This window comes from Citrobacter sp. CK191 (genome assembly GCF_030333435.1).
Classification (GTDB): Bacteria; Pseudomonadota; Gammaproteobacteria; order Enterobacterales; family Enterobacteriaceae; genus Citrobacter_B; species Citrobacter_B koseri.
Genome location: NZ_JAOWFX010000034.1, coordinates 14,733 through 35,486, shown reverse-complemented (window position 1 = coordinate 35,486; position 20,754 = coordinate 14,733). Strand labels below are relative to the sequence as shown.

General features: G+C 55.2%; 18 protein-coding genes. 8 read left to right on the top strand and 10 right to left on the bottom strand.

The features are described 5' to 3' along the window. Positions 1-37: 37 nt before the first annotated feature. Entirely contained in the window at positions 38-1,390 is a 1,353-nt protein-coding gene (locus OGV82_RS19910) for a maltoporin (protein WP_024130837.1), read from the bottom strand. 133 nt (positions 1,391-1,523) lie between these two features. Next, positions 1,524-2,633 carry a maltose/maltodextrin ABC transporter ATP-binding protein MalK gene (malK, locus tag OGV82_RS19905; RefSeq protein WP_012134650.1) on the bottom strand — a complete coding sequence of 370 codons (1,110 nt, stop codon included), beginning with the start codon at positions 2,631-2,633 and terminating at the stop codon, positions 1,524-1,526. A 371-nt stretch (positions 2,634-3,004) separates the two neighbouring features. Between malK and malE the strand changes: the two genes are divergently transcribed. The 3 genes from malE to malG all read left to right on the top strand — a co-directional run bounded on the left by malE (position 3,005) and on the right by malG (position 6,773). Further along, complete coding sequence (gene malE, locus OGV82_RS19900; protein ID WP_049012001.1) at positions 3,005-4,195, top strand: maltose/maltodextrin ABC transporter substrate-binding protein MalE; 1,191 nt, start codon at positions 3,005-3,007, stop codon at positions 4,193-4,195. Positions 4,196-4,323: 128 nt separating this feature from the next. Continuing rightward, the gene (gene malF, locus OGV82_RS19895; RefSeq protein ID WP_101744387.1) at positions 4,324-5,868 is read left to right on the top strand and encodes a maltose ABC transporter permease MalF; all 1,545 of its coding nucleotides are present in this window, start codon (positions 4,324-4,326) and stop codon (positions 5,866-5,868) included. Positions 5,869-5,882: 14 nt separating this feature from the next. Then, entirely contained in the window at positions 5,883-6,773 is an 891-nt protein-coding gene (malG, locus tag OGV82_RS19890) for a maltose ABC transporter permease MalG (RefSeq protein ID WP_047459689.1), read from the top strand. Between the two features lie 105 nt (positions 6,774-6,878). On the opposite strand, the gene psiE is transcribed toward malG, so the two are convergent. Next, positions 6,879-7,289: a phosphate-starvation-inducible protein PsiE gene (gene psiE / locus OGV82_RS19885; protein ID WP_012907714.1), complete on the bottom strand. Its 411-nt coding sequence runs from the start codon at positions 7,287-7,289 to the stop codon at positions 6,879-6,881. Between the two features lie 141 nt (positions 7,290-7,430). Between psiE and OGV82_RS19880 the strand changes: the two genes are divergently transcribed. Then, a complete protein-coding gene (locus tag OGV82_RS19880; RefSeq protein WP_024130839.1) occupies positions 7,431-7,883 on the top strand; it encodes an acyltransferase in 453 nt (150 codons plus the stop codon). Positions 7,884-7,912: 29 nt separating this feature from the next. On the opposite strand, the gene OGV82_RS19875 is transcribed toward OGV82_RS19880, so the two are convergent. The 5 genes from OGV82_RS19875 to pgi all read right to left on the bottom strand — a co-directional run bounded on the left by OGV82_RS19875 (position 7,913) and on the right by pgi (position 13,840). Next, positions 7,913-10,009 carry a YjbH domain-containing protein gene (locus OGV82_RS19875; RefSeq protein WP_101744388.1) on the bottom strand — a complete coding sequence of 699 codons (2,097 nt, stop codon included), beginning with the start codon at positions 10,007-10,009 and terminating at the stop codon, positions 7,913-7,915. Then, positions 10,009-10,746, bottom strand: coding sequence for a capsule biosynthesis GfcC family protein (locus OGV82_RS19870; protein ID WP_101744389.1), 738 nt, complete (start codon positions 10,744-10,746; stop codon positions 10,009-10,011). Before OGV82_RS19870 ends, OGV82_RS19875 begins: the two co-directional genes overlap by 1 nt. Continuing rightward, positions 10,743-11,381 carry a YjbF family lipoprotein gene (locus tag OGV82_RS19865; RefSeq protein WP_101744390.1) on the bottom strand — a complete coding sequence of 213 codons (639 nt, stop codon included), beginning with the start codon at positions 11,379-11,381 and terminating at the stop codon, positions 10,743-10,745. Before OGV82_RS19865 ends, OGV82_RS19870 begins: the two co-directional genes overlap by 4 nt. 107 nt (positions 11,382-11,488) lie before the next feature. Then, a complete protein-coding gene (yjbE, locus tag OGV82_RS19860) occupies positions 11,489-11,731 on the bottom strand; it encodes an exopolysaccharide production protein YjbE (protein WP_012134661.1) in 243 nt (80 codons plus the stop codon). 459 nt (positions 11,732-12,190) lie between these two features. Further along, a complete protein-coding gene (gene pgi, locus OGV82_RS19855; RefSeq protein WP_012134663.1) occupies positions 12,191-13,840 on the bottom strand; it encodes a glucose-6-phosphate isomerase in 1,650 nt (549 codons plus the stop codon). A gap of 430 nt (positions 13,841-14,270) precedes the next feature. On the opposite strand from pgi, the gene lysC reads away from it, so the two are divergent. From lysC to OGV82_RS19840, 3 genes are all read left to right on the top strand, one after another. Continuing rightward, entirely contained in the window at positions 14,271-15,632 is a 1,362-nt protein-coding gene (gene lysC / locus OGV82_RS19850; protein WP_047459700.1) for a lysine-sensitive aspartokinase 3, read from the top strand. 92 nt (positions 15,633-15,724) lie between these two features. After that, positions 15,725-16,663: a ketopantoate/pantoate/pantothenate transporter PanS gene (panS, locus tag OGV82_RS19845; RefSeq protein ID WP_101744391.1), complete on the top strand. Its 939-nt coding sequence runs from the start codon at positions 15,725-15,727 to the stop codon at positions 16,661-16,663. A 130-nt stretch (positions 16,664-16,793) separates the two neighbouring features. After that, positions 16,794-17,066 carry a YjbD family protein gene (locus OGV82_RS19840; RefSeq protein WP_012134667.1) on the top strand — a complete coding sequence of 91 codons (273 nt, stop codon included), beginning with the start codon at positions 16,794-16,796 and terminating at the stop codon, positions 17,064-17,066. On the opposite strand, the gene rluF is transcribed toward OGV82_RS19840, so the two are convergent. After that, positions 17,063-17,938, bottom strand: a complete 876-nt coding sequence (gene rluF / locus OGV82_RS19835; protein ID WP_101744392.1) for a 23S rRNA pseudouridine(2604) synthase RluF — start codon at positions 17,936-17,938, stop codon at positions 17,063-17,065. The two genes, OGV82_RS19840 and rluF, sit on opposite strands and share 4 nt — an antisense overlap. Positions 17,939-18,165: 227 nt before the next feature. Here rluF and pepE point away from each other — a divergent pair, with 227 nt between their 5' ends. Next, positions 18,166-18,855 (top strand): dipeptidase PepE, encoded by a 690-nt coding sequence (gene pepE, locus OGV82_RS19830; protein WP_047459706.1) that lies wholly within the window; start codon positions 18,166-18,168, stop codon positions 18,853-18,855. Between the two features lie 116 nt (positions 18,856-18,971). Here pepE and OGV82_RS19825 read toward each other — a convergent pair whose 3' ends face one another. Then, positions 18,972-20,603 carry a Na/Pi cotransporter family protein gene (locus OGV82_RS19825; RefSeq protein WP_024130841.1) on the bottom strand — a complete coding sequence of 544 codons (1,632 nt, stop codon included), beginning with the start codon at positions 20,601-20,603 and terminating at the stop codon, positions 18,972-18,974. Between the last annotated feature and the right edge of the window lie 151 nt (positions 20,604-20,754).

Here is a 20,754-nt window from a genome sequence, read left to right as displayed (position 1 = left end):
TACCGGGGGACTTGCGCCCCCCTCGTTATGTCACGTATTACCACCAGATTTCCATCTGGGCGCCGAAGGACCACTCATCGTTGTCGCCACGGCTGGTTGTGTTGAAGCCGGAGTTATTCGATGCGGCATAACGCAATGTGTTATCGCCGTCTTTGATATAGCCCCATTTCTCATCCCACTTCGCGTAGGTTGCGAAGAGACGGATGGCCGGGCGGGACCAGATGCTGTCGCCAGCCTGCCATTGTTGCGCCAGGGTGATTTTGTACTGGTTGTTGCGATCGCCAGTCTGCTGAGATTTGACGTTGTCGTAACCGACTTCCAGCAGGGTGCTCATGATCGGCGTCCATTTGAACATCGGACGAACGCCCACGGTCCACCAGTCAGTACCCAGATCGTTATCCAGATCCTGTTTCTGGAACATACCGACGTACATCAGGTCCCAACGGTCGCCCAGAGAGATCGCCCCGTGGTCCAGAATACGCCACAGCTTACCGTTGTTATTGACGTAACGATCGACATAATGGAGCTGATCGTCGCCTTCGCCGATATCAAAAGTCGAGCCGTAAGAACCCTGAGGAATACCTTTACCCTGCGTGGTCATCGCGTCAGTGGCGTACTGAACCACAAACTTGTTGTAGCCCTTCAGCATGCTCTGGGTATGTTCAGCAGTGAACATCCAGCCGTCTTTAGATGCGCCGTCAGCCAGGCGATAATCGTCAGTGGTGTTTGCGCGACCATAGTCGACACCCAGTTCCAGCACGCCGTCCGGGTTCGTTTCCAGACCGGCTAAACGCACGTCGAAGACGTCGTTGGCGGTGTCTTTAGAAGAGTTGTAAATATCCTGGCTGCTGAAGGTGTAGGAACCACCGGCTTCCTGAGAGCGGGTCGCTGCCAGAGACAGTTTACCGAAGCCCAGGTCGATGTTTTCGATACCCGCACCAGGACCAGAAATATCCCAGTAGTAGAAGTCGATCATGTGAACGTCATGACGCTGATAGAAGCGCTTACCCGCCCAGATGGTGGAGCCTGGCAGCCAGTCAATCAGGTTTTTACCCTGCACGTTGGCTTCACGGAACGCCGGATCGGTTGCTTCCCAGTCATTCTGTTGCGCTACGGAGTAGGCCACGTTAGTGTCGAAATAGAAGCTCTTGTCGCCTTCTTTCCACACTTCCTGACCCAGTTTCAATTCCGCATAGGTTTCACATTCGTTACCAAGACGGTATTTACTTTGAGCGCCAGTTGCCTGGAAACATTGTTGTTCGCCGCCACTACCCGTCCAGCCGATACCGGAACGAGCATAACCATGGAAATCCACTGCCATTGCCTGAGCAGACATAACGCCTGCTGCGACGGCAACCGCCAGAGGAAGTTTGCGCAGAGTAATCATTATTCTATCTCCTGAGATCATTGCTTTTCTTTAAACGCGTCCCCCTTCGGACTGCCTCTTTGTTGGCGGTGTTTTTTCACTTGCCGCCTTGATGCATCCTCGAATGGTTTTGCGTTTTGTTTTTTTAATGGGGACCTTAAACGCCTGGCTCCTTATGCAGCCGACGGCATGCGGAACCATCTTCACGGAACAGATGGCAACGCTCTGGCGGCAGACCGATAGCGAATGTGGCACCCTCTTCTACCAACACCACGTCGTTCTGGCGGTAAACCAGGTTTTGACGAATGGCGGGGATCTGGATATGAATTTGTGTTTCGTGACCAAGTTGTTCGACGACCTGAACCTCGCCTTCCAGGGTGACATCGGCGATGTCGCTGGGCAGCAGATGCTCTGGACGAATACCTAACGACATATTTGCCCCGACCTGAACGCCGTTGCTTTCTACCGGCAGCCAGACGTTCTGGCGGTTCGGCAGCTCAACCTGCACCTGCTCGATAGCGGTCGCGGTGACTTTCACCGGCAGGAAGTTCATTTTCGGGGAACCGATAAAGCCCGCGACGAAGCGATCCGCCGGATAGTGGTACAGCTCCAGCGGCTTACCGACCTGCGCCACGCGGCCGGCATCCAGCACCACGATTTTGTCGGCCAGCGTCATCGCTTCGACCTGATCGTGGGTGACGTAAATCATCGTGCGGCCCAGACGCTTATGCAGGCGGGAGATTTCGATACGCATCTGCACGCGCAGAGCGGCATCAAGGTTAGACAGCGGCTCATCAAGCAGGAACACGCGCGGTTCCGCCACCAGCGTGCGGCCTATCGCCACGCGCTGGCGCTGGCCGCCGGAGAGCGCTTTCGGCTTGCGCTCCAGCAGGTGCGCCAGTTGCAGCACTTCCGCCACCTGATTCACACGCTGATTCATCACCTCTTTTTTGGCCCCCGCCAGCTTCAAACCAAAAGACATGTTTTCTGCCACGGACAGGTGGGGGTAGAGCGCATAGGACTGGAAAACCATCCCCACGCCGCGTTCGGCGGGCGGGATGTCGTTCATACGGGCTTCCCCAATGAACAGATCTCCGCTGGTGATGGTTTCAAGTCCGGCGATCATACGCAGCAAGGTCGATTTCCCGCAGCCTGACGGTCCGACAAACACCACGAATTCCCCTTCGTGAATGTCGAGATTGATATCTTTCGATACCACCACGTCACCCCAGGCTTTCGTTACATTTCGTAGCTGTACGCTCGCCATGCCCTTCTCCCTTCGTTACAACCTGTCATCGACAGCAACATTCATGATGGCCTGACTATGCGTGATCCCTTGATTGCGTAAATCCTCCACCCCCCGGCTTTTTTATGGGGGAGGAGGCGGGAGGATGAGGGAGCAGCGTCTGAGACCCGTGCCGCGCCCCGCCGAGGAATTTCGTGATGTCACCTGCAAAAATCGCGGTGTTTTTATGTGCGCCAACACGCATTACTCACATTTATGCAACACAGATCACATAAAGAAGGGGTGGGGCGTAGGGGTAAGGAGGATGGAAAGAGGTTGTCGTATAAAGAAACTAGATACCGTTAAGCCACCTCTGTGTATCCACGAGCACATCACCAAAAAGGATGGGAGATATGAAAATCAAAACTGGCGCACGCATCCTCGCATTGTCCGCACTGACGACGATGATGTTTTCCGCCTCGGCTCTCGCCAAGATTGAAGAAGGTAAGCTGGTTATCTGGATTAACGGCGACAAAGGCTACAACGGCCTCGCTGAAGTGGGCAAAAAATTCGAACAAGACACCGGCATTAAAGTCACCGTTGAGCACCCGGACAAGCTGGAAGAGAAATTCCCTCAGGTTGCGGCCACCGGTGACGGCCCGGACATCATCTTCTGGGCGCATGACCGTTTTGGCGGCTACGCACAGTCTGGCCTGCTGGCTGAGATCACCCCGGACCAGGCGTTCCAGGACAAGCTCTATCCGTTCACCTGGGATGCGGTGCGTTACAATGGCAAGCTGATCGCCTACCCAATCGCCGTTGAAGCGCTGTCCCTGATTTACAACAAAGACCTCGTTCCGAACCCGCCGAAAACCTGGGAAGAGATCCCGGCGTTGGATAAAGAGCTGAAAGCGAAAGGTAAGAGCGCGCTGATGTTCAACCTGCAAGAACCGTACTTCACCTGGCCGCTGATTGCCGCCGATGGCGGTTACGCGTTCAAGTTTGAGAACGGTAAGTATGACGTGAAAGATGTCGGCGTAGACAGCGCAGGGGCGAAAGCCGGTCTGGGCTTCCTGGTCGATATGATCAAAAACAAACACATGAACGCCGATACCGATTACTCCATCGCGGAAGCCGCCTTTAACAAAGGCGAAACGGCGATGACCATCAACGGTCCGTGGGCGTGGTCAAACATCGACAAGAGCAAAATCAATTACGGCGTGACACTGCTGCCGACATTCAAAGGCAAACCGTCTAAACCGTTCGTTGGCGTGCTGAGCGCGGGCATTAACGCCGCCAGCCCGAACAAAGAGCTGGCGAAAGAGTTCCTCGAAAACTACCTGCTGACCGATCAGGGTCTGGACGTCGTGAACAAGGACAAACCGCTGGGCGCGGTTGCGCTGAAATCCTTCCAGGATCAGTTAGCGAAAGATCCGCGTATCGCCGCCACGATGGATAACGCCCAGAAAGGCGAAATCATGCCAAACATTCCGCAGATGTCAGCCTTCTGGTATGCGGTTCGTACGGCAGTTATCAACGCTGCCAGCGGTCGTCAGACTGTCGACGCCGCGCTGAAAGACGCGCAGGGCCGTATCACCAAGTAATGTTCAGGTCGTGTGCCGGCTGGCGGCATCAATGCCTTATCCGGCCTACAGAACAGGTAGGCCGGAGAAGCGCAGCGCCATCAGGCACGCTGACCTACAGGATTTCAAAGTTGTAGAGGAAGATCCCCATGGATGTCATTAAAAAGAAACATTGGTGGCGAAGCGACGCGCTGAAGTGGTCAGCGATTGGTCTGCTGGGCCTGCTGGTGGGTTACCTTGTAGTTTTAATGTACGCACAAGGGGAGTACCTGTTTGCCATCATGACGCTGATTTTAAGCTCTGCTGGCCTGTATATTTTCGCGAATCGTAAAACTTATGCCTGGCGTTATGTTTATCCGGGCATGGCCGGTATGGGGCTGTTTGTCCTGTTCCCGCTGGTCTGCACTATCGCCATCGCCTTTACCAACTACAGCAGCACCAACCAGCTCACCTTTGAACGCGCCCAGCAGGTGCTGATGGATCGTTCTTATCAGGCGGGCAAAACCTATAACTTTGGCCTGTATCCGGCGGGTGACGAGTGGCAACTGGCCCTCACCGACGGCGAAACCGGCAAGAATTATCTCTCCGACGCCTTTAAATTCGGCGGCGAACAAAAACTGCAACTGAAAGAGGCTGACGCGCTGCCGGCCGGTGAACGCGCCAACCTGCGCATCATCACCCAAAATCGTCAGGCGCTGAACCAGCTTACCGCTGTTTTACCCGATGAAAGCAAGGTCATCATGAGCTCGCTGCGCCAGTTTTCCGGCACCCAGCCGCTCTATACCCTCGCCAGCGACGGCACGCTGACAAATAACCAGAGCGGCGTGGCGTATCGGCCAAACAACGATATTGGCTACTATCAGGCCATCAACGCGGACGGCAACTGGGGCGACGAAAAACTGAGCCCAGGCTACACCGTGACCATCGGCTGGGACAATTTCTCCCGCGTCTTTACTGACGAGGGCATCCAGAAACCGTTCTTCGCGATCTTCGTCTGGACCGTGGTGTTCTCAGTTCTCACCGTGCTGCTGACCGTGGCGGTTGGGATGGTGCTGGCCTGCCTCGTACAGTGGGAAGCGCTGAAAGGTAAAGCGATTTACCGCGTGCTGCTGATTCTGCCGTATGCGGTGCCGTCGTTCATCTCGATTCTGATCTTCAAAGGTTTGTTCAACCAGAGCTTTGGTGAGATCAACATGATGCTGAGCGCGCTGTTTGGCCTCAAACCGGCCTGGTTCAGCGACCCGAACACCGCCCGCACGATGGTCATTATCGTCAACACCTGGCTGGGCTATCCGTACATGATGATCCTCTGCATGGGCCTGCTGAAAGCGATTCCAGACGATCTGTACGAAGCGTCGGCAATGGACGGCGCGGGGCCGTTCCAGAACTTCTTTAAGATTACATTCCCGCTGCTGATTAAGCCGCTGACGCCGCTGATGATCGCCAGCTTTGCCTTTAACTTTAACAACTTCGTACTGATTCAGCTTCTGACTAACGGCGGCCCGGACCGCCTCGGCACCACTACGCCAGCCGGTTATACCGACCTGCTCGTGAGCTACACCTACCGCATCGCCTTTGAAGGCGGCGGGGGCCAGGACTTCGGTCTGGCGGCCGCGATCGCCACGCTGATCTTCCTGCTGGTTGGCGCGCTGGCCATCGTGAACCTGAAAGCCACGCGTATGAAGTTTGATTAAGGGAGATAACAACAATGGCAATGGTTCAACCCAAATCTCAAAAGCTGCGTCTCTTCATCACGCACTTAGGGCTGCTGATTTTTATCGCGGCAATCATGTTCCCGCTGCTGATGGTCATCGCCATTTCGCTGCGTGAAGGCAACTTCGCAACCGGGAGCCTGATCCCGGAACGCATCTCCTGGGAGCACTGGCGGCTGGCATTGGGCTTCAGCGTGGAACACGCTGATGGCCGTGTCACGCCGCCCCCCTTCCCGGTTCTGTTATGGCTGTGGAACTCGATCAAAGTCGCGGCGATCACCGCCATTGGCATCGTGGCGCTCTCTACGACCTGCGCTTACGCGTTTGCCCGTATGCGCTTTCCCGGCAAAGCGACGTTGCTCAAAGGGATGCTGATTTTCCAGATGTTCCCGGCGGTACTGTCACTGGTGGCGTTGTACGCGTTGTTCGACCGTCTCGGCCAGTACATTCCGTTTATCGGTCTGAATACCCACGGGGGGGTGATTTTCGCTTACCTGGGCGGGATTGCGCTGCACGTCTGGACGATTAAAGGCTATTTCGAAACCATCGACGGTTCGCTGGAAGAAGCGGCGGCGCTGGATGGCGCGACGCCGTGGCAGGCTTTCCGCCTGGTGCTGCTGCCGCTCTCGGTGCCGATTCTGGCGGTGGTCTTTATTCTGTCGTTCATTGCCGCCATCACTGAAGTTCCTGTCGCCTCGCTGTTACTGCGTGATGTAAACAGCTATACCCTGGCGGTAGGTATGCAGCAGTACCTCAACCCGCAAAACTATCTGTGGGGCGATTTTGCCGCCGCAGCCGTGTTGTCCGCCATCCCGATCACGCTGGTGTTCCTGCTGGCCCAGCGTTGGCTGGTCAACGGCCTGACGGCAGGCGGTGTGAAAGGCTAAGTTTCATTGATGTACCTGCCCGGAAACGGGCAATGCCACTGCAACCCTCAACTTATATTATCCCAACTTGTGACTGTTCTTCGGCGCTCCTCGGAGCGCCTTTTTTTATTCCCGTTTTAACCGTTTCGAATTACATAACCACAGGGTGATCACCAATAACAGGATCGCCGCAGAGTAGATCAGCACATCCATCGGCGATTTATGATCGACGATGATCAGGCGCACAATCGCGGTGATCCCGATATAGACAAAGTAGCGCAGCGGGAAATGAAAACCTGACTGGAAATACTTCACAATCAACGCAATAAACTCAAAGTAGAGAAAGTAGACCACCAGCCCTTCCACCAGCTCGTATTTGCTGGTTTGCTCCGGCGCGAACAGCACATCCGCCAGATGTAAGGTCTCTTTACCGAGGAAAACGACCAGGATCAGGCCCAGACTTAACAGCCCAAGATTCAGCACGGTCTGTAGGATCGTGGAGATAAACTCCACGCGTGGACGAGATAGTGACGTCATAGCAGCACCCTCTTTCTCAGTAGCAAGGTTCCTGTATAACGCAAAAATGTGACGGAGATCTATATTTTTTGTTTATGTTTTGTGCAGCAAAGGTCAGCGGAGAATGATCTCTGTCACGGCATGTTTCAAAGAGAAGGGAAAATGCAGTTAAAACACGCTACCGTCCGCAACGTCACCTGCGGTGAAAATGTGGTGATTTATGAGCCCGCAAACCTGTACGACTGCCAGCTTGGCGACAATGTTTTCATCGGACCTTTTGTCGAAATACAGGGCAATACACAGATTGGCGCAAACACAAAAATTCAGTCCCATACGTTTGTTTGCGAATATGTCACGATTGGACGCGATTGCTTTATCGGCCACGGCGTAATGTTCGCTAACGACATGTTTCGTGAAGGAAAGCCTGACCCGAACAGGCAGAACTGGGGGCGAATTGAGATCGGCAGCAATGTTTCCATCGGCAGCGGCGCGACCATCCTGGCCGTCAGCATTTGCGACGGCACAGTGATCGGCGCGGGAAGCGTGGTCACTAAATCGATCACCGAGAAAGGCGTATATGCCGGAAACCCGGCAAAATTATTGCGTCGCCTGTAAATTGCCGGATGGCGGCGTAAACGGCTCGATCAGCGGAAATTCACGTTGCGGTCGCTGGTCATATCGTACAGACCAAACTTCCGGCCAAGCTGCTGACCGCCGTCACGCGTCAGCGGCGTCCAGCCAATCGCTGCGCGGCTGCGGGTTGGGCTGGACGAGAAGAGATCCAACGGCACCGACACGTACACGCCTTTGGTGAAATCCCCTTCCCCGTACTCGTCCGGCGACACATCGGTGATCGTGGCATAGCCGCCAACCACCACGCCGCTGTCAAAACGTTTCGCGATTTCCAGCGTACCGCCCTTGTCGCCAGCCAGATATTGACCGACGCTCGCTTTCACCAGCACATCCTGAGCAAACGACGGCGTCCAGTAGGCGGTCAAGTGGCCGGTTTTCACGCTGTAATCGGTGAATTTCATCATATCCTGCGCGCTACGCCAGTCACGCTGTTTCACGTAGTTAGCGTCAAGACCAAACGCCCAGTTGCTGTCGACCGGGCGATACAGCACTTCCGCCCCTGCGCCGCCGTACATGGTCTCCAGATAACCGCCGTAAACCTGGCCGTAGAAACCGTTGCCGAGGTACTGGAAGTAGTTGGCTTGCAGGTTATTCACATAGATATCGTTCTGCACATATTCGCGCACATGGGTACGCACACGCGGAAGATGCGAATCGTTCGGTGGATTGGTGTAGTTAAATTTGTCGTAATTGTTGGCGATATTGGCAAACAAACTGCCGGTGGTAAGCAGATGATCCGTTACCCACAAATCCGCCGTCCCCATCACGCCAAGCTGGTACATATAGAAATTTTCCGGGCCGCCGACAGACTGGTTCAACACCGGATCGATATGGAAATCAAAGCGCGATTTATCGATATACCAACCCTGCTCGGTTGCTTCCGGCACGATCGGCTCCACACGTTTTTGCGCCAGTGGGGTCTCGTGTCCTAATGGCTCACCTTCCAAATGGCGTTTCAGGCTGGCGACATCGGTTTCCGTAGTGACCTGCGGCATATTGAGACGGTTTTCCGTCACGCGGATCGTGCGAACCCCTTCTGGCAGATCGTTCATGACGATCCGATTCGCGCGTTCGATCCCTTCCCGCGAGTCACGGTATTTCACCTGCTCGCCGGTGACGTACAGCGTATCGCCTTTCACCTGAATTTTAGGGTCCGCCAGTCCGGCGTTGTATTTCAGCAGCGTCAACTGGTTAGCGACGACCGAGTGTTGCAGGATGGCGTCCTGCGGTTCAGGCTGATATTTCGGTCGCGCGTTATCGTTATACGATGGGCGCAAATCGTTGAAGTTTGTCCGCAGCGTCACGCCAAACATGAAGGTGTTGCCGCGTTCATAGCTGAGGTTAACGTCGGCCCAATCGGTGACGCGGTAAATGGCGCCGACGTTAAACTTGCTCTTCTGCTCCAGCTTACCCGCGAAATCCTGCTGATAATTGTTGCCTTCATACTCCAGTTTCAGGCGCAGCGGCTGCCAGGGCGTTTGATACTCCACCCCGCCAAACAGCGACGCTGGCCCGTGGAACATATCGCTGCCGTTGACGGAACCGGCCTGTTTATAACTGTTATCGCGGTGACAGAATTTATCGCTGTATGAGCAAAACGGATTGCTCACGTTGCCGCTGGTGCCCAGATAACCCCAGCCAAGACCGAGCGAGAAATCAAACGGCCCCCAGGCTTTGTTCGCCACGATGTATTCCGCATCGAACAGCCCCGTCCCGCCGATATCCCTTGCGCCGACCGCCACCTGCGGCATCCAGTAGCTCTCTTCCCATAACCGCAGTTTCAGGTCGAAGGCTTTGTCTTTGTAGGTCTGGTTGCCGGAAAACGACTCCACGCTGCTGTATTGTCTGGTACGCACGTCGGTATAGCGCAGCGTGGTTTCCAGCCACGGGAACAACTGTATCGACGCGGAGTAGTAGCGATACTGATCGTTATCACGATAGTTCAGGCTCATCTCCCCTTCCCGCGCCATTCGCGCCGTTGGCGTTTGCAGCAGCCCCACGCCGCCGAAGTCAGATTGTGACGGCCCAATGGGGGCCGGATATGTTTCGGCATGGCAGGCTGCGCTGATGCCCAGCGCCAGTAAGCTGAGCAGATGTGTTTTTTTCATTATTCGGGTATCCGCTGCGTCAGAGTACGAAGAATGTCGGCGTTAAGCGCATCCGGCGTGTTGCTCCATAGAGAATCCGTAAGACCGACAAAAATGATGCTGCCTGGCATCGGCTCAACGTGACGCTTGTTCCAGTAAGCGACCGGCGCTTTCTGCGTGCGTCCGTCGGGATAGACAACCCACGCATAGCTGCGATCCGCCCCGCTGAGCAGGCTTTGCTCATCAAGGTAACTGGCCACGTCCCGCCCCGGGCTGAAGGGCCGTTTACCCGGCTGGCTAACCAATCCAAACAGCGTAATATCTGTCGGCTGCCCGCCAACCCACAGCGTGTAATGGCCCTGCAACGGCGGATTGCCCCGTTCGCTGACGCGCACGGTATCCGGGTCAAGGTTAACGAGCTGTCTGCCAGTCACTTTTAATGTCTGCACCTGCTGGCGCAGCGTATTGATTGCGGCGGCGTCATCGCCGCTTTTCTCTGCGCCAAACGCAGCCAGGCGGCCCAATAATTCCTGCTGCTGGCGCTGCGCCGTGGCGGTAGCCCGCTCTTCGCTGATAACCGCGCCAGGCCACCAGCTGTTCGCCAGTCTCGGCTGCCCGACCAGATCGATCAGATGTTCCGCGCCGGTGAGCGTCTTCGGTTCAGTGCTGCCTGCGGCAAACACCTTCACGGTGCCTGCGGCAAAAGATGAGGAAGCGCACAAACTCAAGGCCAGCGCTGCAATGGTCTGTTTCATCATTGTTTTGCCGCCTTAATGAGCGTGGTTTTCACCGGGAAGTAGTCCGCCCCCAGATACTGCTCCGACTGGCGGATTTGCCCTTCGCTGTCGATCCAGTAGCGGTTATGCCAGCGCGCCTGGTCGGTTGTAACCTCTTCATCCAGTACGCGAACGGCGGTTACATCGCTACCGACCTTAATGCTGTCAGCGCCATCCCATTTGAAGACCGAGCGGGCGGTGGCGTAACGCACCTGTTTATGTTCCGTCCAGCCCATCGTGCGCGTCCACGTTGCGCCATCTACGATTTGTGTCGGTCTGGCCAATGGGTCAGCCGCCAGATTGTTCACACCGATCAGATTGTCGCCGCCGAGCAGGGTTTTAATCAGGCGGCCATGCTGGGTCACGATGGTGGCCTGATCCTGCGTCACCCATTTCTGCTGCCCGTTCTCTGCGAAAGCGAGCACCACAAACAGCTGCGGCCCGCCATTGAGTTGCATGTACTGGCTGGCATAAGGCATGTTTTGAATGTCATCGTCCGTCAGTTGTACGCCCGGCGTACCGAACAGACTGTCCCACAGCGAATTACCCAGACCTTTAGTGGTGGCTGAGCAAGCCTGTAACAGCAGGCAAATGATGATAATTCCAGGTCGCTTCACGACTCTTCTCCGCATTATTGCCGGGTGGCCCCGGCCAGGAAGTCCCACAGGCTCAGGCAAGCTAAAATAACCACACCGAAGTGTGGTTATGATTAAACGTACCGGTGTTACTGGGTACTGGTGGTTGTGGTGGTAGTGGTTCCGGTATTAGAACCATCGCCACCGCCGGTCGCCGCCAGAGCGACGCCCACCGCCGAGCTTACGGTGCTGACGCTGGTCGCGGAGGAACTTCCCGCGGATACCGACGTCGCCGCCGACCCTGCTGCTTCACCCACCTGAACGGGGGCGGCCCAGACAGAAGTCGCCGCAAGCGCAGATATGGCAAAAATGCCATACAGAGCTTTTTTCATCACAATATCCCTTCATTGAATGAATGGAGATTTACCCGAAAAACGATTCAGGCGGGATCGAGTATACACAACTAAAGCATGTGGATTGCGACAGGTCTAAATAGCGAGACGGTTTTAGGATAATTAAACTTTTGGCTGGAATGGCATTTATATGCTAATTAAATATCTTTTAAAAACATCATATTAAAATAAAACAATGCAATATTTATTATCCGTATACTCTGAAAATAACACCGAGTAACTTACGGGTTATTCATTATTTTAGGATTAAGCTCAATATAAATTTTTGCGGAATAGCACAGACAACCGGAATTATCTTATAAAAAAAGCCGATAATAATATCGGCTCTAATTACAGATATATCACTTTTCTGCCGGATGGCGGCGGAACGCCTTATCCGGCCTACAGGACGCGCCGTTTGTAGGCCCGGTAAGCGTAGCGCCACCGGGCGTTACGCCATCAGGCACGCCATGCTTTATAACGGTTAATCAGACCGTTAGTTGAACTGTCATGGCTGGAAATCGCTTTATCATCACCCAGTTCCGGCAGGATACGGTTAGCCAGCTGTTTGCCCAGCTCAACGCCCCACTGGTCGAAGGTGAAGATGTTCAGGATCGCGCCCTGAGTGAAGATTTTGTGCTCATACAGCGCAATCAACGCCCCCAGGCTAAACGGCGTGATTTCACGCAGCAGGATGGAGTTCGTCGGGCGGTTGCCTTCGAACACTTTGAACGGCACCACATGCTCAAGCTGAGACGGATCTTTCCCCTGATCGCGATATTCCTGCTCAACCACCTCGCGGGATTTGCCGAACGCCAGCGCTTCGGTCTGAGCGAAGAAGTTAGACAGCAGTTTCTGATGGTGATCGGACAACGGGTTATGGGTTATCGCCGGGGCGATAAAGTCGCAAGGCACCATCTTCGTCCCCTGGTGAATCAGCTGGTAGAACGCGTGCTGGCCGTTGGTGCCCGGTTCACCCCAGATGATTGGGCCAGTCTGGTAGTCTACGGCATTGCCGTTACGGTCAACATACTTGCCGTTGGACTCCATATTGCCCTGCTGGAAGTAGGCCGCAAAACGGTGCATATACTGGTCGTACGGCAGAATCGCTTCGGTTTCTGCGCCAAAGAAGTTGTTGTACCAGATACCGATCAGCGCCAGCAGCACCGGCAGGTTTTTCTCAGCCGGTGTTGTGGAGAAGTGTTTATCCATCGCATGCGCGCCGGACAGCAATTCAACGAAGTTGTCAAAGCCGACAGACAGGATGATAGACAGGCCAATCGCCGACCACAGAGAGTAACGACCGCCGACCCAGTCCCAGAACTCGAACATGTTGGCGGTGTCGATACCAAACTCACCCACCGCTTTCGCATTGGTGGAAAGCGCCGCAAAGTGTTTCGCGACGTGTTTTTCATCATTCGCGGTGCTCAGGAACCAGTCGCGCGCGCTGTGGGCGTTGGTCATGGTTTCCTGCGTTGTGAAGGTTTTAGACGCCACCAGGAACAGAGTGGTTTCCGGGTTTACTTTCTTCAGCACTTCGGCGATGTGGGTGCCATCGACGTTAGACACAAAGTGCATATTCAGATGGTTTTTGTACGGGCGCAGCGCTTCAGTCACCATGAACGGCCCCAGGTCGGAACCACCGATACCGATGTTGACCACGTCAGTGATCGCTTTACCGGTGTAACCTTTCCATTGACCTGAAATAATCGCTTCAGAGAAGGCTTTCATCTTCTCCAGCACCGCATTCACTTCCGGCATCACATCTTTGCCGTCAACGATAATCGGGGTATTGCTACGGTTACGCAGCGCAACGTGCAGCACGGCACGGTCTTCGGTACGGTTGATTTTTTCGCCAGAGAACATGGACTTAATCGCACCGGCCAGATCGGTCTCTTTCGCCAGATCCTGCAATTTCGCCAGCGTCTCTTCGGTGATGCGGTTTTTGGAGAAATCCACCAGCATCAAATCGTCAAACGTCGCGGAAAATCGGGTAAAACGGTCGCTATCTTTCGCGAAAAGATCCGCGATAGTAACGTCCTTCATGTCGTCGTAGTGTTTTTGTAGTGCCTGCCAGGCAGAAGTCTGCGTCGGATTGATGTTTTTCATTAGCAATACTCTTCTGATTTGAGAATTGTGACTGAGATCGATTGTAACGCCAGTCACAAAAAAGTGTGATTGTTTTAGTGCCGTTAGCCCGAACGCGAATCAAACGCGGATAAAAAGCAGCGAAAAGTATATACCCTAAATAATTCGAGTTGCAGGAAGGCGGCAAGGGAAGAAATCCCCAGGAGCATAGATAACTATGTGACTGGGGTTTCTGAGTGCAGCCAACACATCTGCAACTTGAAGTATGACGGGTATAGTCGTTATAAGCACTGTTACTGAGGGCCAGGACAGCATAAAAAATCCGCATAATCCCGGCGTTGACAGTCCCAGCCACACATTTTATTTATAAATACGGTATTTGCGCCTGCACCGGTTTCTGTTCTGCCCTTGTGCCATGGTCGCTTTTTTCATTCCCTGACACGAGGTTGATATGACAACTGCTGTTTCCCCGCTCGTCGTCGCCAAATTTGGCGGAACCAGCGTCGCCGATTTTGACGCCATGAACCGTAGCGCCGACGTGGTGCTTTCCGATGCTAACGCACGCTTAGTGGTGCTTTCCGCCTCTGCGGGCGTCACCAATCTGCTGGTAGCGCTGGCAGAAGGGCTGGAACCGCCAGAGCGCTTCGAAAAACTCGACGCCATTCGTAAAATTCAGTTCGATATTCTGGAGCGTCTGCGTTACCCGAACGTTATCCGCGAAGAGATCGAGCGTCTGCTGGAAAACATCACCACGCTTGCCGAAGCGGCTTCACTGGCGACGTCAATGGCCCTGACCGACGAGCTGGTGAGTCACGGCGAGCTGATGTCCACCCTGCTGTTTGTGGAGATCCTGCGCGAGCGCAATATTCAGGCGCAGTGGTTTGACGTGCGTAAGGTGATGCGCACCAGCGATCGTTTTGGCCGCGCGGAACCGGATATCGCAGCGCTGTCGGAGCTGGCCACGCTACAGCTTGCCCCACGCCTGGCAGAGGGTCTGGTCATCACCCAGGGCTTTATCGGCAGCGAAAGCAAAGGCCGCACAACGACGCTGGGACGCGGCGGCAGCGACTACACGGCGGCGCTGCTTGCAGAAGCGCTGCACGCGGCGCGCGTCGATATCTGGACGGATGTGCCGGGCATCTACACCACCGACCCGCGCGTGGTGCCTGCCGCGCAGCGTATCGATGAAATCGCCTTTGAAGAAGCGGCGGAAATGGCGACCTTTGGCGCGAAGGTGCTGCACCCTGCAACGCTGCTGCCCGCCGTACGCAGCGATATCCCGGTTTTCGTCGGCTCCAGTAAGGATCCAAAAGCGGGCGGGACGCTGGTATGCAATAAAACCCAAAACCCACCTCTCTTCCGCGCGCTGGCGCTGCGTCGCAAACAGACGCTGTTAACGCTGCACAGCCTGAATATGCTGCATTCGCGTGGTTTCCTGGCGGAAGTGTTCGGCATTCTGGCGCGGCACAATATCTCCGTAGATTTAATCACCACCTCGGAAGTGAGCGTGGCGCTGACGCTGGATACCACCGGTTCCACTTCAACGGGCGACACGCTGCTGACGCAGTCTTTGCTGATGGAGCTTTCCGCGCTATGCCGGGTAGAAGTGGAAGAAAATCTCGCACTGGTCGCGCTGATTGGCAACGATCTGTCTAAAGCCTGCGGCGTCGGTAAAGAAGTGTTCGGCGTACTGGAACCGTTCAACATCCGCATGATTTGCTATGGCGCATCCAGCCATAACCTCTGTTTCCTGGTGCCTGGCGCCGAAGCGGAGCAGGTCGTGCAGAAGCTTCATCATAATTTGTTTGAATAAAATTTCCTCACGCGATAAATAATACCTATAGCCGGGCTCGAACCCGGCTTTTTTATAACTAAACAACACGACAATACTGCAAGGAATTTATTATGTTATCCGTTATCACCCGGCTGTTCCCGTTATGGGCGCTGCTGCTCTCTGTTATTGCGTATTACACGCCATCGACCTTCACCCCCATTGGCTCGTGGGTGACCACGCTGCTGATGCTGATTATGTTCGGCATGGGCGTACACCTTAAGCTCGACGACTTTAAACGCGTGCTTTCCCGCCCGGCGCCTGTCGCTGCCGGTATTTTCCTGCATTATCTGGTGATGCCGCTCGCCGCCTGGCTACTGGCGATACTGTTTAACATGCCGCCGGACCTCTCTGCCGGGATGGTACTGGTGGGCAGCGTCGCCAGCGGAACAGCATCTAACGTCATGATCTATCTGGCGAAAGGGGATGTGGCGCTTTCGGTTACTATCTCATCGGTTTCCACGCTGGTTGGCGTGGTCGCGACACCGCTGCTGACGCGCCTGTATGTGGATGCGCATATTCAGGTGGATGTGATGGGGATGCTGCTCAGCATTTTACAGATCGTCGTGATTCCAATCGCGCTTGGGCTGGTCATTCACCACCTGTTTCCTCGCGTGGTAAAAACCGTGGAGCCTTATCTGCCTGCGTTCTCAATGGTGTGCATTCTGGCGATCATCAGCGCAGTGGTGGCCGGTTCCGCCTCGCATATCGCATCCGTTGGTTTTGTGGTGATTGTGGCGGTGATCCTGCACAACACCATTGGTCTGCTCGGCGGTTACTGGGGCGGTCGCCTGTTTGGCTTTGATGAGTCCACCTGCCGCACGCTGGCGATTGAAGTTGGAATGCAGAACTCCGGCCTTGCGGCGGCGCTCGGTAAAATTTACTTCTCTCCGCTGGCCGCGCTCCCCGGCGCGCTGTTCTCGGTCTGGCATAACCTCTCCGGCTCACTGCTGGCCGGTTACTGGTCAGGCAAGCCGATTGCCGAGAAGCCGCGTGATAGGGTGAAGGTGTAGACCTGATAAGCGTAGCGCCATCAGGCGCAATCCGTGCACGTCGCCGGATGGTGGCTAACGCCTTATCCGGCCTACACAGCCTCTGCACTTTGCCGTACACTGGGTTATCTGACTGACCGAGGGTACATTTATGGCACTCCCACGCATCACCCAAAAAGAGATGACCGAGCGCGAGCAGCGTGAACTGAAAACGCTGCTCGACCGCGCGCGCATTGCACATGGCCGCCCGCTCACGAATGCGGAAACCAACAGCGTGAAAAAGGAGTACATTGATAAGTTAATGGCGCTACGCGAAGCAGAGGCCAAAAAAGCCCGCCAGTTGAAGAAAAAGCAGGCTTATAAACCAGATACTGAGGCGTCGTTTTCCTGGTCGGCCAATACGCCGACGCGCGGCAGACGTTAACGCCCTTTCTTCTTCCGCCCCGGCGAGGTAAAGCGTTTTCCGTTTGACGCCGGGCGCGCTTTCTCGTTGGTTTTTTCGATTTTCACCACCGGACGCTTAATGCCCGCCGTTTTCGGCTTCGCTTTCGCCTTCGACGTCGGTTTGGCTTCTGATGAAGAGTTTTCGATCAGCTTAAACAGAGCGATGAGTTCGTCATCCGTCAGATCCCGCCACTCGCCGGGCGGCAGACCGGATAAACTCACGTTCATAATGCGCGTGCGTTCGAGTTTCGTCACTTCATAACCAAAGTGCTCGCACATGCGGCGGATCTGGCGGTTCAGCCCCTGAATCAGGGTAATGCGGAAAACAAACGGCGCTTCCTTCTTCACCTTGCACTTTTTGGTCACCGTGCCGAGGATCGGGACGCCCGCGCCCATACCGCGAATAAAGTCATCCGTTACCGGCTTATCAACCGTGACCAGATACTCTTTCTCGTGATCGTTACCGGCACGGAGGATTTTGTTGACCAGATCGCCGTGATTGGTAAGAAAGATAAGCCCCTGGGAGTCTTTATCCAGGCGGCCAATCGGGAAAATACGTTTGCTATGGTTCACGAAATCCACGATGTTATCGCGTTCGCTGTCTTCCGTGGTACTGACAATCCCTACTGGCTTGTTCAGCGCGATAAAGACCAGATCTTCCGCTTCGCGCGGCTCAATCAACCGACCATTAACCTTCACCACGTCGCCAGGCATCACCTGATCGCCAATGGTGGCGCGTTTGCCATTAATGAAGACATTCCCTTGTTCAATGTAGCGATCCGCCTCGCGACGCGAGCAAATTCCGCTTTCACTGATGTATTTATTTAATCGGACAGATGAGTCGGGCTGCATAAATTCTCCTGTAAAAGCGAAATATACCGCACCTTGCGGTCAGGGAAAAAGCGTCGAATGACAGGAGTGCGGCTCACCGCTGCTCATAAAGTCGATGACATCACGAAATCCCCCTGCGAGACGCGTTCCAGAATATCGATAACCACATCGTGAGCCACATCAGCAAGCGGTAAGATGAGCGGTGGTAGCATCACGGATGTTTTTACTTTTTGATTACTGGAGATGTCATGGAACTGCTGTTATTGAGTAACTCCACTCTGCCGGGAAAAGCCTGGCTGGAACACGCGCTGCCGCTGGTGGCGGAACAACTGCATGGCCGCCGTTCAGCGGTGTTTCTCCCGTTTGCTGGCGTCACGCAAACCTGGGACGATTACACAGCGAAAACCACCGCAGTCCTTGCGCCGCTCGGCGTTTCAGTGACCGGTATTCATAGCGTCGCCGATCCGGTCGCAGCGATTGCCGATGCGGAAGTGGTGATTGTCGGCGGTGGGAACACTTTCCAGTTGCTAAAAGAGAGCCGTGAACGTGGGCTGCTGGCGCCCATCGTGGCTGCCGTTAAGCGTGGCGCGTTGTATATCGGCTGGAGCGCGGGCGCGAACCTTGCCTGTCCGACCATTCGCACCACTAACGATATGCCGATCGTTGACCCACAAGGGTTTGATGCGCTGGGTCTGTTCCCGTTGCAGATTAACCCGCACTTCACTAACGCGTTGCCGGAAGGTCACAAAGGCGAAACCCGCGAACAGCGTATTCGCGAGCTGCTGGTGGTCGCGCCAGAGTTAACGGTGATTGGCCTGCCGGAAGGCAACTGGATTCAGGTGAGCAAGGGGCTGGCGACGCTCGGCGGCCCGAACACGACGTATGTGTTCAACGCGGGTGAAGAAGCGGTTCCTCTTGAAGCCGGTCATCGCTTCTGATCGTCGCCATGTAGAATGTAAAATGCCTGATGGCGCTACGTTTATCAGGCCTACAGGATAGTGTTTATAACGTAGGCCGGATAAGGCATTTCACGCCGCCATCCGGCAATCAGCAATCAATAGTCATCCCGCTCGTCGTCTTCATCCGGCTGCTCCAGCACGCTGTAAGCCACCGAACAAAACAGCGAATTCAGGCGTTGCATATCGCCCAGCAGTCCCAGATGCAATGAGCTGGTTTCGATGCTCTGTACGTTCTGCTGGTGCAGGCGATCCACATGCGCATGTGAATAACGACGATTGAGAATACGGAAACGATGTTTGCTGCGACGCAAACGTCGGGCGCTGGTGACGTCGCCGGAGAAAAACACCGACATCGCCAGTTGCAGGTTGCTGAGTAACTGATCATACAGCGCATCCAGCTCTTTCAGCCCTTCAATGGAAAACGCCCGCCGCGCCGCCAGCGACTTATCGGCAATCTCGCTGCCCATCCGTTCGACGATATCCGAGGCCTGCTCCAGGTTCAGGGACATCTCGATGATTTCCGCCCAGCGCCGCGACTCTTCCTCCGCCAGTTCCTCTTTCGGCATCCGCGCCAGATAGAGTTTGATGGCGGTGTAAAGCACGTTGATATCATCCGCCAGCTTGCGCAGCTCTTTCTCTTCGCGCGGCTCGCCGTGCATCACCTTTTTCAGACCTTCCATCATCTGCTCCATCGCATCACCAATGCGCAGCGCTTCCCGGGCGGCATTGGCCAGCGCGAGCGTTGGCGTGTCCAGCGCGCTGACATCCAGATGTTTAGGCTTCAGATGGGCATCCAGTTCCGGTTCATCGCGGATAATACGTTTACAGAAACGCGCCATCGGTTCGGCGAACGGAATCATCACCAGACACCGCGCCAGGTTGTAAAAAACGTGGAAGTAGATAACCAGTTCGGATTTTGGCAGCGGTAACGCATCCATCGTATCGGCCAGCACATGGACAAACGGCAGGATAATCAGGCTGCCCACCAGCTTAAACAGCAGACTGCCCAGCGCCACGCGGCGAGCGGCGGCATTAGCTGCGCTGTTGTTGAGCATCGCCAGCAGGCCGGAACCAAGGTTGGCGCCGATGACTAGGCACAACGCGACCGGGAACGATATGATGCCCGCCGCCGTCAGCGTGGCCGTCAGCAGGACGGCAGCCAGGCTGGAATAGCTGATGATGGCAAACATGGCGCCAATCAGCGCATCCAGCATGATGTCGCCGGTCAGCGAGGCGAAGATGACCTGTACGCCATTCGCCTGAGTAATCGGCGTCACCGCCTGCACAATCAGCTCCAGCGCCAGCAGTATCAGGCCAAGACCGATCCCCACTCGCCCCAGTTGTCCGGCGCGTGACTGCTTACGCCCCAAAAAGAAGATAACGCCGATGAAAATCAGCAGCGGCGATAACCATGACAAATCAAAGGTAAGGATACGCGCCATCAGCGCGGTCCCCACGTCGGCCCCCAACACAATCACCAGTGCAGGCGTCAGGGCGACCAGATCCTGGGCGACAAATGACGTCACCAGCATAGTCGTGGCGTTACTGCTTTGCACCAGCGCAGTAACGCCGATACCCGCGCAGAAGGCGAGCGGTTTCTTTTCAACACTGCGGCTGAGAACGGTACGCAGACGGGCGCCGAAAACGCGCATCACGCCGGTACGCACAATATGGGTGCCCCACACCAGCAGGGCAACAGCAGAAAGCAGGTGTAGCAGAGTTAACACAGAATCAGGTACTCCTTATCATTATTATGATGTTCAGCCTTTTTACCGGATGGCGCCGCGCTTATCCGGCTTACGGGGATATTTGTAGGCCGGATAAGCGTTTACGCCGCCATCCGGCAAGCAGCCCCGTGAACCTTCTTCCAGTATAAGG

Bases quoted from the DNA above. Each gene is read 5' to 3' on its own strand.
- malK (WP_012134650.1), bottom strand. From the start codon at position 2,633: ATGGCGAGCGTACAGCTACGAAATGTAACGAAAGCCTGGGGTGACGTG.
- malE (WP_049012001.1), top strand. From the start codon at position 3,005: ATGAAAATCAAAACTGGCGCACGCATCCTCGCATTGTCCGCACTGACG.
- malF (WP_101744387.1), top strand. From the start codon at position 4,324: ATGGATGTCATTAAAAAGAAACATTGGTGGCGAAGCGACGCGCTGAAG.
- malG (WP_047459689.1), top strand. From the start codon at position 5,883: ATGGCAATGGTTCAACCCAAATCTCAAAAGCTGCGTCTCTTCATCACG.
- psiE (WP_012907714.1), bottom strand. From the start codon at position 7,289: ATGACGTCACTATCTCGTCCACGCGTGGAGTTTATCTCCACGATCCTA.
- OGV82_RS19880 (WP_024130839.1), top strand. From the start codon at position 7,431: ATGCAGTTAAAACACGCTACCGTCCGCAACGTCACCTGCGGTGAAAAT.
- OGV82_RS19875 (WP_101744388.1), bottom strand. From the start codon at position 10,009: ATGAAAAAAACACATCTGCTCAGCTTACTGGCGCTGGGCATCAGCGCA.
- OGV82_RS19870 (WP_101744389.1), bottom strand. From the start codon at position 10,746: ATGATGAAACAGACCATTGCAGCGCTGGCCTTGAGTTTGTGCGCTTCC.
- yjbE (WP_012134661.1), bottom strand. From the start codon at position 11,731: ATGAAAAAAGCTCTGTATGGCATTTTTGCCATATCTGCGCTTGCGGCG.
- pgi (WP_012134663.1), bottom strand. From the start codon at position 13,840: ATGAAAAACATCAATCCGACGCAGACTTCTGCCTGGCAGGCACTACAA.
- lysC (WP_047459700.1), top strand. From the start codon at position 14,271: ATGACAACTGCTGTTTCCCCGCTCGTCGTCGCCAAATTTGGCGGAACC.
- panS (WP_101744391.1), top strand. From the start codon at position 15,725: ATGTTATCCGTTATCACCCGGCTGTTCCCGTTATGGGCGCTGCTGCTC.
- OGV82_RS19840 (WP_012134667.1), top strand. From the start codon at position 16,794: ATGGCACTCCCACGCATCACCCAAAAAGAGATGACCGAGCGCGAGCAG.
- rluF (WP_101744392.1), bottom strand. From the start codon at position 17,938: ATGCAGCCCGACTCATCTGTCCGATTAAATAAATACATCAGTGAAAGC.
- pepE (WP_047459706.1), top strand. From the start codon at position 18,166: ATGGAACTGCTGTTATTGAGTAACTCCACTCTGCCGGGAAAAGCCTGG.